10 protein-coding genes are annotated in these 18,723 nt (G+C 35.2%); 4 read left to right on the forward strand and 6 right to left on the reverse strand.

Annotated features, from left to right (window positions below):
* Positions 1-112 precede the first annotated feature (112 nt).
* The 3 genes from ACFILH_RS01290 to ACFILH_RS01300 all read left to right on the forward strand — a co-directional run bounded on the left by ACFILH_RS01290 (position 113) and on the right by ACFILH_RS01300 (position 3,037).
* Positions 113-793, forward strand: a complete 681-nt coding sequence (locus ACFILH_RS01290) for an alpha/beta hydrolase (RefSeq protein WP_273791258.1) — start codon at positions 113-115, stop codon at positions 791-793.
* A 321-nt stretch (positions 794-1,114) separates the two neighbouring features.
* The gene (gene tyrS, locus ACFILH_RS01295; RefSeq protein WP_375631146.1) at positions 1,115-2,368 is read left to right on the forward strand and encodes a tyrosine--tRNA ligase; all 1,254 of its coding nucleotides are present in this window, start codon (positions 1,115-1,117) and stop codon (positions 2,366-2,368) included.
* Positions 2,369-2,551: 183 nt separating this feature from the next.
* A complete protein-coding gene (locus tag ACFILH_RS01300) occupies positions 2,552-3,037 on the forward strand; it encodes a peroxiredoxin (RefSeq protein WP_273791260.1) in 486 nt (161 codons plus the stop codon).
* 340 nt (positions 3,038-3,377) lie between these two features.
* On the opposite strand, the gene prfB is transcribed toward ACFILH_RS01300, so the two are convergent.
* The 3 genes from prfB to ACFILH_RS01315 form a co-directional block, all read right to left on the reverse strand.
* Positions 3,378-4,506, reverse strand: a protein-coding gene (prfB, locus tag ACFILH_RS01305) for a peptide chain release factor 2 (protein ID WP_375660003.1) whose coding sequence is annotated in 2 segments (ribosomal slippage) — positions 3,378-4,436 and positions 4,438-4,506 — 1,128 coding nt in all. Because the reading frame shifts where the segments join, the coding sequence is not laid out codon by codon here.
* Positions 4,507-4,676: 170 nt separating this feature from the next.
* On the reverse strand, positions 4,677-7,142 hold the full coding sequence (locus tag ACFILH_RS01310) for a penicillin-binding protein 1A (protein WP_375631148.1): 2,466 nt from the start codon (positions 7,140-7,142) through the stop codon (positions 4,677-4,679).
* A gap of 168 nt (positions 7,143-7,310) precedes the next feature.
* Entirely contained in the window at positions 7,311-8,540 is a 1,230-nt protein-coding gene (locus ACFILH_RS01315) for an N-acetylmuramoyl-L-alanine amidase (protein WP_375663068.1), read from the reverse strand.
* 586 nt (positions 8,541-9,126) lie between these two features.
* On the opposite strand from ACFILH_RS01315, the gene ACFILH_RS01320 reads away from it, so the two are divergent.
* The gene (locus ACFILH_RS01320) at positions 9,127-11,754 is read left to right on the forward strand and encodes an Rne/Rng family ribonuclease (protein WP_375631149.1); all 2,628 of its coding nucleotides are present in this window, start codon (positions 9,127-9,129) and stop codon (positions 11,752-11,754) included.
* 87 nt (positions 11,755-11,841) lie between these two features.
* Here ACFILH_RS01320 and ACFILH_RS01325 read toward each other — a convergent pair whose 3' ends face one another.
* The 3 genes from ACFILH_RS01325 to mfd all read right to left on the reverse strand — a co-directional run bounded on the left by ACFILH_RS01325 (position 11,842) and on the right by mfd (position 18,723).
* Entirely contained in the window at positions 11,842-12,453 is a 612-nt protein-coding gene (locus ACFILH_RS01325; RefSeq protein ID WP_273791265.1) for an invasion associated locus B family protein, read from the reverse strand.
* Positions 12,454-14,121: 1,668 nt separating this feature from the next.
* A complete protein-coding gene (locus ACFILH_RS01330) occupies positions 14,122-14,961 on the reverse strand; it encodes a hypothetical protein (protein ID WP_375631150.1) in 840 nt (279 codons plus the stop codon).
* Positions 14,962-15,222: 261 nt separating this feature from the next.
* The gene (mfd, locus tag ACFILH_RS01335; protein WP_375667254.1) at positions 15,223-18,723 is read right to left on the reverse strand and encodes a transcription-repair coupling factor; all 3,501 of its coding nucleotides are present in this window, start codon (positions 18,721-18,723) and stop codon (positions 15,223-15,225) included.

Genomic DNA, 18,723 nt, shown 5'->3' on the forward strand with positions numbered 1-18,723 from the left:
TTTTCTTGAAAAGTGCACTAAAAAAAGAATATCTAATAATTATTTAAGAGATTCTATGGTAAAAGTCGACCAAGATCAATGAAAGCCTTTTATTGCATTTAAGGAGCATTTTATGCCAGAAATTATTTTTAACGGTCCTGCGGGTCGGCTCGAAGGACGTTATCAACCTTCACAACAAAAAAATGCACCCATTGCGATTATTTTGCATCCTCATCCCCAATTTGGTGGAACTATGAATCATAAAATTGTCTATGACCTCTTTTATATGTTCCAACAACGTGGCTTTACAACTTTACGTTTTAACTTTCGTGGTATTGGTCGTAGTCAGGGTGAATTTGATTATGGAATAGGAGAACTTTCAGATGCTGCTGCTGCTCTCGATTGGGTGCAAACACAACATCCAGACTCTAAAAATTGTTGGGTAGCAGGATATTCATTTGGAGCATGGATTGGTATGCAGCTTTTAATGCGCCGACCGGAAATTGAGGGATTTATCTCAGTTGCCCCTCAGCCTAATGTTTATGACTTTTCATTTCTTGCACCTTGTCCCTCCTCTGGGCTTATCATTCATGGCGGTATCGATAAAGTTTCCCCTCCAAAAGATGTTCAAATACTTGTCGATAAATTAAAAACACAAAAAGGTATCATCATCACACAAGAAATATTAGAAGAGGCTAATCACTTTTTCAGTGGATGTCATGAAGAACTTATTGAGCGATGTGCCCACTATTTGGATAACCATATCTCCAATGAACTTCTCGCTCCTCCTCCTGAAATACTTTCACTAACTTAGGAAAATACGATAGATTTATAAAAAATTAGCAAAAGTCGTTTCTGATCATAACAAAGTAATTTTTTCCGTTTGCATTTAAAATTTTTCTAAATTTTATTTCAGGATAGAAATGAGAATAACAGCATACCTGTTTTCTATCACTGATAAGTCTCTTTTTTAGCGTAAAAAGGAAATAATACCTGTATTATTATCTTTATGTTACCAATATGTCTCTTTCTCTTGTGAGGTGTGTGTCAGTTATGATAGATAACGCATTAATAACTCATTATATAATCGCCTATTCTATAAAATAATGCACTCTTAAATTAGGAAATTAAATCTGTGTTTGCCTTTAAATCTGATTTTTTACACATTATGAGCGAACGTGGTTTTATCCACCAAATTTCAGATGAAAAAGGCTTAGATGATCTTTTTTCAAAAGAAACTGTAAGCGCTTATACTGGATTTGACCCAACAGCATCGAGTTTACATGCTGGAAGTCTTCTTCAGATTATGATGCTTTATTGGTTACAAAAAACAGGTCATCGCCCCATTGCTTTAATGGGTGGAGGAACTGGATTGATTGGTGATCCTTCTTTCAAAGATGAAGCGCGACGCCTTCTGACACAAAATGATATTGCTGAAAATATTGATGGTATTAAAAAGGTATTTGCTAACTATTTGACATTCGGTGACCGAGAAACCGATGCTTGTATTGTGAATAACGCGGAATGGTTATGCAATTTAAACTACTTAGAATTTTTGCGTGATGTAGGAAAACATTTTTCTGTCAATCGTATGTTGTCATTTGATTCCGTTAGACTCAGACTTGAGCGTGAGCACTCTTTGTCATTCTTAGAGTTTAATTATATGATTCTGCAAGCTTATGATTTTGTTGAACTTTATAAACGTTATGGATTGCGTATGCAAATGGGGGGCTCTGATCAGTGGGGCAACATTATTAACGGAATCGAATTAGGGCATCGTTTAGGAACACCGCAATTATATGCGTTAACATCACCATTGCTGACAACCTCTTCCGGTGCCAAAATGGGTAAATCATTGAATGGGGCTGTATGGCTGAATGCGGATAAGCTTTCACCTTATCAATTTTGGCAATACTGGCGCAATACAGAAGATGCTGATGTAACACGATTTCTAAAGCTCTATACTCCATTGCCAATGGATGAGATTCTTAAACTTTCTCTATTACAAGGGACAGAAATTAACGAAGCAAAAAAAATTCTTGCAACAGAAATTACAGCAATGTTGCATGGACGTGTTCTTGCTGATGCAGCAGCAGAAACAGCTCGCAAGACGTTTGAAGAAAAAACTCTAGGAGAAAATCTTCCAACTGTTGAAATTAATGCCTCAGAATTAAAAAAAGGTGTTGGATTGCTCACTCTTTTAGTACAAGCAGGACTCGCTAGATCTAATAGTGAGGCACGCCGACACGTTCAAGGTGGGGGGGTCCGTGTAAATGATCAAATTATTGAGGATGAAACACATCTTATTATTGAAGGGGATGTCAGTGCAGAAGGAACCGTTAAACTTTCTTTTGGTAAGAAAAAACATGTTGTGATGAAACCAGTATAATCTTTTGCTGTTTTGTTTATGTTGTCGACCTTGTTCTTTCAATTCAATTGTTGTGATAGGGCGAGTTTTGTTAGGAAATAAAGGTCTCTTCAAAACAATAATATTCTAGAGAGTTGAATAGTTCTTTTCTTCTGTGTACTCTGATATCTTATACCTGTTACACAAGAAAGAAAGATGAAAATAATGACAAGACCAATGAAAGGTGCTCTTGCTCCTGATTTTAATTTGCCGCGCGATGGAGGAGAGATGGTATGTCTTTCTGACTTTAAAGGAAAGTCTGTTGTTTTATATTTTTATCCAAAAGATGACACCAGTGGTTGCACAAGCGAAGCACTTGATTTCACAAAATTAAAGATGAAATTTGATGAAATCGGTGTTTCTGTTATTGGAATCTCTCCAGATAATGTAAAAAAACATGATAAATTTAAAGTAAAACATGAACTTGATGTCATCTTGGTTTCTGATGAAGAAAAAACAACCCTCGAAGCTTATGGTGTTTGGGTTGAGAAAAGCATGTATGGACGCAAATATATGGGAGTTGAACGGAGCACTTTTTTAATTGATGCAAATGGAATAATAGCAGAAGAATGGCGTAAAGTAAGCGTATCTGGGCATGCTGAAAATGTTTTAGCTACTGCAACACTTTTATATCATAATGGTAACTTGTAAATTGAGTGTTTGATTTGCCTTAAAAAGCAAAAGTTATCCTCCTTAATTGATTTTAGTTTTTCAACGGATTCAATTTTTACAATATATTGATTTATAAGGATAATGAATTGTTTTACATTTATATTAGTCCCCCGAATATCGCAAATTTTCCTTATTTCAGATTCTTCCTATCACTTGCAATATCATAAGCAGAATTGGCGTGTAAGAAAAAAAATGAAGAAAGAAACAAGAAAATCCCTCTTTAAACCTTTAAAGTATCAAGGACTATCGTAACATCACAACATCAATAAAACGAACAGCTTAAGAAAAAATCTACATGGCTTGAAGGAAGGATATATAATTAACGAATATCCTCAATTTTTTTGTCTTGTCTATAAATGCGCCGTGCGAGTGCTGCCTCTATAAATGCATCTAAATTACCATTAAGTACGGATTGTGGATCCGTATTTTCAATTCCTGTACGCAAATCTTTGACAAGCTGATAGGGTTGAAGAACATAAGATCTAATTTGATGTCCCCATCCGATTTCTGTTTTAGAAGATTCAGCAGCATTGTTTTCTTCTTCTCTTTTTTTAAGCTCTTCTTCATAAAGCCGTGCACGCAACATCGACCAAGCCGTAGCGCGATTTTTATGTTGAGAGCGCTCTGTTTGACATTGAACAACAATACCCGTTTTTATATGCGTGATGCGAACAGCGGAATCTGTCGTGTTAACATGTTGTCCTCCTGCTCCCGATGCACGATATGTATCAATACGCACATCTGCCTCTGAAACATCAACTTCAATATTGTCATCAATAACTGGATAAACCCAAATGCTTGCAAAAGAGGTATGGCGCTTTGCATTCGAATCAAATGGAGAAATCCGCACTAAACGATGAACGCCTGATTCTGTTTTTAACATTCCATAAGCATTATGCCCTTTTACAAGAATAGTCGCTGACTTTATTCCTGCTTCTTCTCCATCATGAATTTCTAAAATTTCAACCTTCATTTCATGCTGTTCAGCCCAGCGCATATACATACGTAAGAGCATAGAAGCCCAATCTTGGCTTTCTGTTCCCCCTGCTCCAGCATGAACTTCTAAATAGGTATCATTCGGATCTGCTTCTCCTGAAAGAAGTACATCAATTTGCCTTTTATCTATCTCATTTTTAAGATTACGTATTGATCTTTCTGCATCAGCGATAATTTCAACATCACTTTCTTCTTCGCCCATCGCAATAAGCTCAATGCATTCTTCAAGTGTTTTTGTAAATGATAAAAGACCATTGATTGAATCATCAAGACGTTGACGCTCACGCATCATATCCTGTGCTCGTTGTGCATCATCCCATAATGATGGATCTTCTGCTTTTTGATTAAGATATTCGAGACGCTTTAGTGATTGATCCCAGTCAAAGATGCCCCCTTAGCAATTGTATTGCTTTCTGGATTTCATCAACTAATGTTTCTATTTCTGCTCGCATAATTTAACACCGTATTTTTAAAAACTCTTTTTGGTTGTGTCTCTTAGCATTTTATACAAATTTAATAGCTGCTATCAGAAAATGGTACAATTCTATCACTCTATTTACAGAACAGACATTGTAAAAAAGAGATAAAAACCATGACTCATGGCAAAAGGAGATTTTTTCGATTAATACAGCCCACCTGTCCCACTTTCAAGTGCTTTGTTGACTTGTGGAGAAGTCGTTACTGCAGGAACACCTTCTTGAAAAGAATTTGTACTCCCAATAACTTGATATATATCAGCAGGACCAGTCCCTGGTTTAAATGCTTCTATAATAACATCTTGATCTCCTCTTTCGGCAAGCATTCCTGTTTTTCGATTAATTGGCATTAAAATCATGCCCTTTGGCATCTTAAAGGGAACATCTGGCTTCCCTTTAAGAGCATCTGCCATAAAATCACCAAAAATAGGCGCAGCTAATGAACTTCCTGTTCCATTATATCCTAACGGAGCTGGTTGATCATAACCGACAAAAATACCAACGACAATATCAGGAGTAAATCCCATAAACCAGACATCCTTAGAGTCATTGGTTGTTCCTGTTTTAGCAGCAATATGTCGATTAAGATAACGTAAACGTGCCGCAGTACCACGCTGAACAACCCCTTCCATCATCGATGTAATCTGATAAGCCGTCATAGGGTCAAGAACTTGATCTCTTTCATCAATCAATGTGGGCTCACTTTGATTATTCCATGAATGCGTATTACAATTTTCGCAAATACGATCATCATGACGATAAATTGTCTTCCCATAACGATCTTGAATTCTGTCTATCAGAGAAGGTTTAATAGAGCGTCCCCCATTGGCAATAACTGAATAAGCTGTAACCATTCGTAATACTGTTGTTTCGCCAGCCCCTAAAGCCATGGGAAGATAAGGCTGCAATTTATCTACGATCCCAAAGCGTTCTGCATATTCAGCGACAAGAGGCATTCCCATATCATTGGCAAGCCGTATTGTCATAAGATTACGAGAACGCTCAATACCATAACGCAACGTTGAAGGTCCTGCAAAGGTACCTCCATAATTTTTGGGTTGCCAAACTTCACCATTATATTGACGAACTTCAATGGGGCCATCTAAAACAACGGATGCTGGTGTATATCCGTTATCAAGAGCTGCTGCATAAACAAAAGGCTTAAAAGCAGACCCCGGTTGGCGATAAGCTTGGGTTGCACGATTGAATTCAGATGCGGCAAAAGAAAATCCTCCCACCATAGCAAGAACGCGCCCTGTATGAGGTTCCATAGCAACAATTGCACCTTCAACCTTTGGAATTTGTTGTAAACGATAAGTATTGTTTGTATTGGGTAGTTTTTCAACAAAAATGACATCCCCAACTTGCAGAACATGAGATAAGCTCTGAACAGTTTTTTGATAACCATTTTCTTTTACAACATGGAGTGCCCATTTTGAATCAGCTTCAGATAAAACAGCAATTTCCCGTTTTTTTGATAATATACCTGAAGCTTCGCGCTGTGGCTGTAAACCAATCTCTACTTTGTTGGGATTAGTAGAAAGAACAACAGCTAAACGCCATTCAGGAACATCACTTAGCCCTGTGATATTTGCAAGTTCTGTCCCCCAATCACTTTTCTCATCAATATGCGCATAAGCTCCACGCCATCCTTGCGCATGATCAAATCTAATTAATCCATCGTGCAAAGCACGTCGCGCAATAAGTTGTAAATGCGGATCAAGCGTTGTACGAATGGAAAGCCCGCCTTCATAAAGTGTTTTAGCCCCATAGCGATGTATTAAACGACGCCGCACTTCTTCAGTAAAATAATCAGCCGCAAAAACATAGCTATCACTCCCACGTATTGTCGCTCCTAAAGGTTTAGCTTTTGCTTTTTCACCTTGTTCACGCGTTACATATCCATTTGCAATCATCCGGTCTATAACCCAATTACGCCGATCAATAGCACGTTGTGTATTCTTAAATGGATCATAATTTGCTGGTCCTTTTGGAAGAGCAGCCAAATAAGCACATTGTTCTAGCGTCAGGTCATTGACGGATTTATTGAAATAAGTCAAAGAAGCAGCTGCTATACCATAAGTGCCACGACCCAGATAAATTTCATTGAGATAAAGTTCGAGAATATGATCTTTTGAATAAGTTTTCTCAATACGCATTGCTAAAATAGCTTCCTTAAATTTACGTTCTAACGTTGTTTCTGAACTTAAAAGGAAGTTTTTAGCGACTTGTTGCGTTATAGTTGATGCACCCTCTGGACGTCTTCCAGAACCAATATTACGAATATTATTGATCAAAGCTCGAGAAAGTCCTTCAGGATCTAAACCAAAATGATGATAAAAGTTTTTGTCTTCAGCCGAAATAAAAGCATTTATAACAAGCTTTGGTATTGATTGAATCGGTAAATAGAGGCGATGTTTTGTTGCAAACTCTGCCATAAGACGGCCATCAGAAGCATGGACGCGGGTCATTACCGGCGGCTCATAAAGTGAAAGAACTTCATAATCAGGGAGTGCATTTGCTTGACCACTGGTCATAACACCCCACGTTATTGCACCACAAAGTCCAATAGCAATAAAAAAACGAAGAAGATATCTTAAAAAAATTATCATAAAAACGGCTATCGCTTTCTTAAGAATTAATTAAAGAAAAAATACGTTACTTCAAACACACCAAGTGGATATCACCACAAGATTGAGATCAAGAGAAATTGTTTTCTATCTTTTATTTATACTAGGGTACACTAGAAGCCCATATTGATACTCTATTTTCTCACAAATTTAAAGAGGCTGTATCATTTTCTGCCTATAATCAGCAAATTGACGAATAGAATGAGCAATAGAGGCTGCCATTTGTTTTCTCCAATGAGGATCATTTAGTAACTTTTCATCCTCTTTATTGGATAAATAACCTATCTCTATCAAGACTGAGGGTATATCTGAAGCTCTTAAAACTTGAAAATTAGCATACCGATGTGGGTTATTAATCAAGTTAATATGATTCTTTGATAAACTTGAAATAACACTATTTGCAAAATTAACCGAAAATGTATGTGTTTCACGTCGTGTAAGATCCATCAAAATATCTGTAACTTCGAGCGTTTCATCTGCAGGCAAACCATCAAGCAAATCAACTTTATTTTCATTTTCAGCTAAAGATTTTGCAATGGCATCAGAGGCTTTTTCTGATATGGTATACACTGTAGCACCGCGAAGAGAATGTAAATCAATCGTATCCGCGTGAATAGATATAAAAAGATCAGCATCAAACTCTTGCGCTTTTTTAACTCTTTCACTTAGTCTTAAAAAAATATTGGAATCTCGTGTTAAAGCAACGGTAATATGAGAATCCTTTTGTAATTCGTCTCGCAATGCACGCGCAAAGTCTAAAGTCACATCTTTTTCTAAAATTCCAGTAACACCCCGTGCACCACCATCAATACCACCATGACCAGGATCAAGAACAACACGGAAATTATATGCTGGCATTAACTGTGTTTGTGTATCAAAATTGCTTCTTTGCTGTTTTTTTAATATCTCATCAAATTTTTCCTGTGTACTTTTACGAATATCAATCAGCAACTGCCATAAACCATTATTTAATTTTTTTACGACATTTTTTTCAACCACAAAAGCCGTTTTACTTGTCAAAATAATGCGTGAAGTCTGTATATCAGAGAAAGCATAACGTACATCTGAAAGCATAACGGATAATGTATTCCGTTTCTTTAAAGGCGTATTTTGCATCGAAAAGTCAATTGTAGGTAAATTGATAACCAAACGTGCTGGCCTGTCCAAAATCTGTAAACGAACATTTGGTTTTGAATTAAAAACCGCAATAATACGCGTATGAACACTATCACCAATGGTTCGAAAATTAATAAGTCTCAGAGGATCTGCGGCTTGAACACTGGTTTGGAGTAGAAAAAAAGATAATAAAAAGTATGTGACGAGCACAATAACATCCCCATAAGCTGTTTTCAGCTTTTTGGTAAAAAAAACTCTTATCATAAGCAAAATACTCTACATTACCTTTGTAATAATTTATCTTGGTTATATAAAATGATACACCAATTTATTCTCTATTTTTCAATAAAAGCTAAATAAACACCCAAAAACGAAATTAAGGTCATAAAGATATTATAATTATACATGATTTACATTGTTACTTGCCAAACGCATGATATCAACATAAAAGAATATTTATGCTTCCTAGCTGATAATAGTCATCTAAATTATCTGTAACTCATATTAAGTTGTCTTTAGAGGTTTTTTGCCTATTATGCGTTGAGACTTTTTTATGGATGAAAAATTTCTATGTTATAATATTAGGATTGCATTACTTAAGATTCGTTGGTTCGGATATCCGAACTGTTTTAAAGATTATTTTACCGGAGACTTTTAAGAAATATGAGTCATAAAAAACAGATGGAAATAATGATGAGAAATGGTGTAAATGCAGTCATGCCTCTGCACGTGGTGTTCCGTCCTGTTTTTCTGGTACCTCCCTTTTATGGCAGACAGCCTTTTATGTTTACGAATAGTTATAGCGTTCGTTTGAATAAAATTGTGCATGTCGCCTTCAGGATATTAACTTATGTCAAACAAAATGCTTATAGATGCCTCCCATCCGGAGGAAACTCGTGTTGTTGTTGTTCACGGCAACAAAATTGAAGAACTTGATTTTGAATCAGAACATAGAAAACAGCTCAAGGGGAATATTTATCTCGCACGGATTACGCGTGTAGAACCGTCTCTCCAAGCAGCTTTTGTTGAATATGGTGGAAACCGACATGGTTTTTTAACATTTTCTGAAATTCATCCTGATTATTATCAAATTCCTATTGCTGATCGACTTGCTCTTCTTGAAGAAGAGGAAAAAGCAGCTATAGGAGAAAATTCTGTAGATACCTTTACGGAAGAAGCAACTAAAAATAAAAAACGCTCCAGAAGAACAAAAAAAAATGGAAAAAACAATGTCATTGCAGCCGATATTGAAAGTGACATCACATCTGAAGCGACAATAATTGATAATACAGAAGAAGCATTAAATGCCGATATCTCTGATGATGAGATCGAAATGGTCGGTGCTGAGGACATCCGTGAAGAGCTCCCAATTTATCAAAGAAAACAAGGGCGCCAGTATAAAATTCAAGAAGTCATTAAACGACGTCAAATTTTGTTGGTACAAGTTATCAAAGAAGAGCGTGGTAATAAAGGTGCTGCCCTTACAACATATTTATCTCTAGCAGGTCGTTACTCTGTTCTAATGCCCAACACAGCACGTGGTGGTGGTATTTCACGAAAAATTACGAACGTACAAGACCGTAAGCGTCTTAAAGAAATCGTAAAAGAATTAGCTGTTCCAAAAGGTATGGGCGTTATCTTACGAACTGCTGGTGCCAATAGAACAAAAGCTGAAATTAAACGTGATTATGAATATCTTATGCGGTTATGGGATACTATTCGCACTTTGACACTCGAGTCAACGGCGCCATGCCTTGTCCATGAAGAAAGCAATCTCATCAAGCGTTCTATACGAGATCTTTACAATAAGAACATTAGTGAAATTCTTGTTTCTGGAGACCAAGGATATCGTGAAGCGAAAGACTTTATGCGTATGCTCATGCCAAGTCATGCAAAAGTTGTGCAACCTTACCGTGATCCTACACCCATTTTCGCAAGAAATAATATTGAAATTCAACTTGATAAAATGTTGCAACCACAAGTTTCTTTAAAATCTGGTGGTTATCTTGTTATTAATCAAACAGAAGCACTTGTTGCTATTGACGTAAATTCTGGCCGCTCCACGAAAGAATTCTCTGTCGAAAAGACAGCCTTACAAACTAACCTTGAAGCTGCTGAAGAAGTAGCGCGGCAATTACGCTTGCGTGACCTTGCTGGTTTAATTGTGATTGATTTTATTGATATGCTTGAAGAACGCAATGTGAAGCTGGTCGAAAAAAAATTAAAAGATTGTTTAAAAAACGATCGTGCTCGTATTCAAGTAGGTCATATTTCACACTTCGGCCTTTTAGAAATGAGTCGTCAACGTATTCGCATATCGGTTTTAGAAAGTACAACACAGCCCTGCCCGCATTGCGCAGGAACAGGAAATATACGTTCTGAATCATCCATTGCGTTACATGTCATGCGCTCAATTGAAGAATATCTTCTTCATAATTCGCAATATAATATTATCGTGCGCACACCCGTAGCAACAGCGCTTTATGTATTAAATCATAAACGCAACATTCTTGTTAATTTAGAAGCTCGTTTTAAGCTTAATATTAGTATTGAAGCAGATGATAGTATTGGAACGCAACATCTTGTTATTTCTAAAGGCTCAATAGCAGAGAGCATTTCTCGATCTTCATTGGAAGATGCCAATGAGCAAGAAATTGAAGATTCTGTTTTCATAAAGAGTGAATCTATTGAAAATCCTTCTCCCATTGAAACAAACCAAAAGCGTAGGCGCAAAAATCGTCACGGTGAAATTACTGATCATTCTCTCTCCAACGTTCATAAAAAAGAAGATACTTTGAATGATGATTCTTATCGTCGAGGACGTCGTCGAGGACGTCGTGGTGGTCGACGCAATCAAGATAATAGTTTTCATCAGATTCGCGTTCCTTACGCAGAACCAGTGGGAGATTTTGCTAAGAAAGCTTTGGCAGAAATTAAAGCAGCGCATCGCAAACGTCGTATTTCGCCTACTAAATCTTTTGAACTTGAAGAAACAACAAATAATACACAAGCTCTAGATATACAACAACAGGGTGAATCTGAAAAAATTGATACAAGTATTAAACCTAAAAAACGTAAAACACGTTCTTCAAAAGTAGTAGAAAATCAGCTTTCTTTAGAGAATGATCAAAATGTTGCAGAACAAAAATCTCTTGAAGAAAAACCTACAACCAGTTCGATGCGTAAAGCTAAAACAAAAAAAGCAGACAAATCTATTCATGAGGTAGAAGATAAAGCTCTTGAAAAGAGTAAAAAATCAACACGTGGAACACGTAAAAAATCATCTTCTAAAGAGACGCAAATACAAAAAATATTAGAGCAAGAAACTGTAATCGAGATGGAGGAAGTTGTAGAAACCTCTCCTTCCCAAATTGAAGAAACAATTAATCAATCCGTTGTTATTTCATCAACGCCTAATGATTCTTCCAAAACTGAACGTATTGGTTGGTGGAAACGCAGAATTCTTTCGAAAAATTAAGGATTAAAAAAACCGCCACAGAAAACTGTGGCGGTTCAAATAAACAATTATAGAAAACGTTTCAACCAATTCTATAGTGTGGGTTTATTACTTTTGTTTTGCTTTTTCTTGCTCAGCCCGCATACGCTCTTCAATTTCTTTTTGCTTTGATTGAATGGCTTGCTGCAGCTTTATTTGTTCTTGTTGGAAATCTTTTTCCTCCATACCAGGACCGGTATAGGCTGCTGTAAACCCATTAAGAGAAAATTCAATAGGATTAGCTGAACCACGAAAATTAACTGTGGTTACAACCATTTTTGTTCCACTTTTCATAGCTGCTATAAGCTTATCATCTAAGACATCATTAGCAATACAACTTGGTCCATTACAAATAATATAAGGAATTTTTTTAGAGAACTCGTCACCGATTTTAATGTGAACACCTTCTGGCAAAAAACGCCCAGTAGGTACTTGAATACCTATACGTTTTTCATTTTGCTTCCCTTTTATTTCAACAAGATTAAAAGCCGTTAAAGGTTGTCCCGTATTCGATAATACAGTATTCATTGTATTACAAATATCAACATCATGCTGCTTACTGCAAACTTTGTACCAACCTTGTGATAAAGTTTGCGCATTTGCAGAAATACCAGCTATAAGAAAAAGGGCAGCGGCTCCAACTAATACTGAAACAGCAGAATAAACATTTTTATGCGACATGATTAAGTTAATCCTTTCAACGCGCTCTTAAGTAACTTTAAAAAAAAATATTAAATGTAATTCCAACTTAAATTTATTAAATTATAATGAAATAACAATTAATTTTACTATTTTTACTTCAATATAAAAAAAAAAGTCAAATTTAGAGAAAAAATACGATGAGCCATTCTATTTTTATACACCCATATAATTCCCCTCTTCATCACATTGGTATTTGATATAATCTATCTATAAAATACCTCTGTGCATTTAAACTAAGATTACACAAACGAATCAATATTGCAATATTAATTAAAATAAAGTCTAATACTACTCTAAAAAACTTACTAATTAAACTTTTTACATTTATTACTCTTCATGTTAAGCTTATAGAGCCTTAGCAACAGGTTGTTGCAATGCATGAAGCTCCAAAATATCAGATAAATTTTACTGTTTTCCTTATGTGCCTCGTGTGATACACAAAAACAAAATCATCTACGATATTATTGAAACATTTAATGAATTAAAACCACTGATTGTCTAAAATTTCTGCATAATTGTAAGAGAACTTTTTGCTAATGAACAATTTTCTTCCCTTGTTTACAAAACAATGGTGATACGCTTTTGTAATAAAAATTTTATATTCCATAGCGTTTAACTAAAAAGTTTAGTTTAAAAATACGTTACTAAAGAAGTGCTTTTTTCTTAATTAAACAACACATTTTCTTAGAGAGAAAATCTATAACTGCTGAAAATATTTTATTTATAATAAACTTTCTTAAAACATAATAACATATTAATTTATAATAATAATTTATCTTTTTTCTATTTCTATATTGTATGAAAGATCCTAATAGCGCAAACCTCTCTTATATTGAATCAATAAAATTTATCCACTTGTACATCACAAGCGGAGTTAGTTTTATAGATAAAACTACTGAACAAAGGCCCCCCCTATGAATCATCTCACGTGCCTAAAGCCATAATAAATTTATGCTCATATATTATACATCTATTATTGCATCTCTGTACAAATATCATCTCTCAGCTTTATAACGTGAATAAAAAATGTAGCTTTTATCAATTTATTTTAAGTTATTTCTCAAATAAAAGAAGCTTCTAAAATGATAAATTCTTTTCAGCTTTCACAACATCAAAGATATAAATCGTTAATGATTTAAGTTTTAAGAAAAAATGAATTCAAAGTATCATTTTGTTTTCCTATATAACACAATTTAGAGCTATAAAATATTTCTCTTATCGTATTAATGAAACAATATTTATGATATGAGATGTATCGTCATTAAAATAATTAATCAGATAAAAATAAAAAACTACAAGCACAAAAAATTATGCATAAAAAGAAAACATAAAAAAGATATATGAGTTTATTATTTAATATATATATTAAATCTTATATGATAAGAATAACAGATAATATATTACGTGTATAATATTACTTTATTATAAATAATAAGTAATAACTCAAAAAATAAAATATATTATTACTAATATGTTTTAACTATTGTTTAGTATATCAGCTTAATTTCTCTGTATTTATATGAGTAAATTTTTAATTGGATATTCTCATAGCATTATTTTTTATGAATTTTCTAAACTATAATGTTACGAAAAATTAAGTATTTTTCTATTTTGAATATAATTCAACATAAATCAAATAAATAATTTTTAATTGAATAATTCTTCAACATGAAAACGCATACGATCTATAATATTCTTTTTCTTGTTTGGAAGCATTATATTATGTACTTCTTTAATGGTATTACAAAGCTTAGGTGCACTTTTTACAAACCAATTATCTTCTGTAAGACTATTTTTTATATCGTCAAATATTTGTTTTTCATAACTATAAGAGCCATCTGTTAGTAATTCTTTAATATCCCTGACTAAACTAGGACTTATTGAATTATTTGCGCCTTTAGCCCAACTAAAATCTTTATCTTTCCAATCAAAATCTTTGCGCAAAATAGCACCTATATCACTTTGCAATATATCCGCTAACGTATTGCAAGCAATAATAAACATGAGATAATTTTTCATTATCTCATCATCACCTCCACTTTTCTCATTCATTCCCCATTCATTAAACGTTTGAGTTTTTTTTAAATAGTCTTTTGCTTTAATCAACTTTTCTTCATACTCCCCTACTTCATACTCTCTCGCTATATGTATTCTAGAGATAATTTTTTGTTTTTTTTCAGCTAGATCCTGTAATTTCGAACCAAGATTATAATATTCATCCTTCAGAGTTTTCAGTTTTTTATATAACTTATTCCGTTCCTGTAAACGCTCATAGTATTCTGCTTTAGAAATATTTTTTTCCCAAATATCCAAATGAGATATACTTTCTTCAATAAATTGTATGCTCTCTTTAATATTCTTTCTTTTGTTTTTTAAATGTTGGTATTGTTCATCAGAAGATAACTCAGCATAAGCGTTTTTTACGCCATGTATTAAAGTGAGTAATAAAAAAACGATAGTTAGACACTTTTGTAATGAAGAAAGCATGCTATCTTTACCTAAATTCTTTCTAAAAAATTTACAGGAGCTTATTAGCTTATTATATTGAAAGTGCTATTTAATGCGGTCCAACCGTCTAATCTATTTTCTTCATTATATCAATACGTATATAATAAAAACCAAATAAATATATAAAGGGTTCTTTATTATAAACTTAAATTTTATTCTTATACAAAATCAATAACTGTTTGTTTTTATAGAATGATTTTATAAAAATGAGTAACAGTTCTGAAACAATAAAGAAATTTTTTAAACAGAATGTTGTTCTGCCATTTCGACAAGCTGTGTCATAATATTCGCTGCTCCAACAAGCCTTTCATCCGCTGTGGACCAATCACGAATAAGAGCAATACTTTGATCTGGTCGAATTTTTGCCATTGAACCTTGTTTTCCCACCCACTGAACAAGAGCAACACTATTTGCAAAATAGTTATTACGAAACTGTATGACAATCCCCTTTGGTCCAACATCTAATTTTTCTACATGTGCTTTTCGACACAATGTTTTAATATGAAAGACTTTAAGAAGATGTTGAACCTCAAGGGGCAAAGGACCAAAGCGATCAATTAACTCCGCTGCAAATTCATCAATTTGTTCTAAACCATCAAGTTCTGTTAAACGACGATAAAGTCCCATACGTAATGATAAGTCAGGCACGAAACTTTCTGGTATCATCACTGTTGTACCAAGAGAAATTTGAGGTGACCATTGCTTATCTTCATTTAGCTCTCCATCTTTTAATTCAGCAACAGCTTCTTCAAGCATTTTTTGATAGAGTTCAAATCCAACTTCTTTGATATGCCCCGATTGCTCTTCACCTAAAAAATTTCCTGAACCGCGGATATCCATGTCATGGCTTGCCAATTGAAAACCGGCCCCTAAGGTGTCAAGAGATTGTAACACTTTAAGACGACGATCAGCAGCAGTTGTTAAAACTTTACCAGCAGGAAATGTAAAGAGAGCATACGCACGTTGTTTTGAACGTCCTACCCTACCACGTAACTGATAAAGGGCAGAAAGACCAAACATCTCAGCACGATGCACAATTAGGGTATTGGCTGTTGGAATATCAAGACCTGATTCAATAATGGTTGTTGATAGCAGCACATCATATTGTCCATCATAAAATGCATTCATGATATCATCAAGTTGTCCAGCCGGCATTTGTCCATGAGCCACAACGAATTTCAGTTCTGGCACATATGTTTTGAGATATTCTTCTACAAAAGCCAGATCAGAAATACGAGGACAAACATAGAAACTTTGTCCACCACGATAATATTCTCGAAGCAGGGTCTCTCGTATAACAAGTGCATCAAAGGGTGAAATAAAAGTACGAACCGCCATTCTATCAATGGGAGGGGTTGTTATCAATGAAAGTTCACGTACACCCGATAAAGCTAACCCTAAAGTGCGTGGTATGGGAGTTGCTGAAAGTGTGAGAACATGAATATCACTTTTAAGCTCTTTTAAACGCTCTTTGTGTTTGACACCAAAATGCTGTTCCTCATCAATGATAAGAAGGCCTAACCGTAAAAAATTAACTGCACCACTTAATAATGCATGGGTTCCAATGACAATATCGATTGTACCATCTGAAACACCTTTTTTTACTCGTGCAAGTTCTTTCGCTTTTACAAGCCTCGAAGCATGTCCAATTTTAACCGGTAATCCTTGAAAACGCGAAATAAATGTTTTGTAATGTTGACGTGAAAGCAAAGTTGTCGGTACAACAACAGCAACCTGATATCCATTTAATGCTGCAACAAAAGCACTTCGAATAGCTACTTCAGTTTTTCCAAAACCAACATCACCGCATATCAAGCGATCCATCGGCTTACCTGAGGCTAGATCGTCCAAAACAGCATCAATTGCATTCATTTGATCTTCCGTTTCTTCATAGGGAAAGCAAGCAACAAACTCATCAAATGGTCCAATTGGTGGAAGTAAAGCAGGCGCAGCACGAGTCATACGCTCTGCAGCTATACGGATTAATTGCCCTGCCATTTCCAATAAATGTTTTTTAAGCCGAGCTTTACGTGCTTGCCAAGCAACACCTCCTAATTTATCTAAAGTTACCTCTGTTCCTTCTGAGCCATAACGTGAGAGAAGCTCAATATTTTCAACAGGTAAAAAGAGTAAATCACCTCCAGCATATCTAATTTCAAGGCAGTCTCGTAAAATTCCAGTGGTTCTGATGGTTTTAAGACCAACAAATTGGCCAATACCGTGGTCGATATGCACAATAATATCACCAGAATTTAAAGCAGAAATTTCAGAAATAAAATTTGTATTATTCTTACGCCGCTTTGGCGATCTTATAAAACGATCGCCAAGGATATCTTGCTCTGCTATAATAGCCAAATCTTCAGCCACAAAACCATGTTCTATCATGATAACAGCTGCTAATATGCGATCTCGAGGTGTTGCTTTGACTGTTTGCAAAGATTTTGCAACATCTATTTTTTTCAATCCATGCTCATCGAGAACTTGTAACAAACGATTGAGAGATCCTTCACTCCAACACGCTAAAAGCACTTTTTTACCAGCAGCGCGTAAAGATGCGATATGATCAATAACACTTGAAAAAACATTTTTTTCCTGCGCATTACGCTCTTTTACAAAATCATATCCTTGTTTAACATTGGTGTGAATAACAGTTTGTTCCAAACTTTGTGGAACATTAAAAGGCGAAAAATCAATACGCTGTGAAGATTGTTGCACATCTTCCAAAACACGCTTTGGCGTTAAATAGAAAAGACTAGGATCTATTGGATGATAAGAAGTAGAATTTTTTTCATCATTTTCGCGCTCTTTGCGCGCGTTATAATAGTCTTCAATAAGACGATAGCGCTCAATGAAGACTTCTTCTATGAGATGCTCAAAAACTATCGGTAAGTTGCCACAATGGTCAAAAAAGCTATCAAGGTTTTCATAAAAAAATGGAAGCCAATGTTCCATACCGGCAAAACGCCGACCTTGAGAAATTGCTTCATAAAGCATGTTATTTTTTTGTGATACACCAAATGTACGGGTATAATTGCTTTTAAAACGACTGATGCGTTCTGGTGTAAGAACAACCTCACTCATTGCCTGTAATAAAAGTTCAGTTTTTTGGCCTGTTGTCCTTTGACTTTCTGGATCAAATACGCGGATACTTTCTAGGGTATCTCCAAAAAAATCAAGACGTAAAGGTTCAACATCCATCGGAGAAAAGATATCAAGTATTCCTCCTCTTACAGCAAACTCACCAACATCACGGACAACCGTAACGCGTTCAAAACCATTGGTTTCTAGAAATTGAATAAGATTTCCCATGTTATTGCGCTGGCCAACACGTGCGTGAATAAGCTGAGCTTCTATCATTTCACGAGGAGGTAGCTTTTGCATAATCGCATTTGCTGTTGTTAATATAATTGCAGGATGTGGATCTTTACGTAAATTTGCTATGTGTGCCAATGCTGATAGTCGACGAGCCATAACAGCAATTCCTGGTGACACACGATCATACGGCAAACAATCCCATGCAGGAAATTGAAGTACGGGTAAATTGGGCTCAATAAAATTTAAAACTTGTTGTAAATGCACAATTTTTGTTCCGTCACGGACAACATAGAGGAGCGGTTTACCTTGTGCAATTTCTGAACTTAATTTAGCAAGCGCAAAGGCTTCAAATCCATCAGTAACGCCATCTAAAATCATACGAACAGAATTATTTTTGGGAATAACAATTTTTTTAAATATAGGCAT

This window comes from Bartonella sp. CL435QHHD (genome assembly GCF_042195095.1).
In the GTDB taxonomy this organism is placed as follows: domain Bacteria; phylum Pseudomonadota; class Alphaproteobacteria; order Rhizobiales; family Rhizobiaceae; genus Bartonella.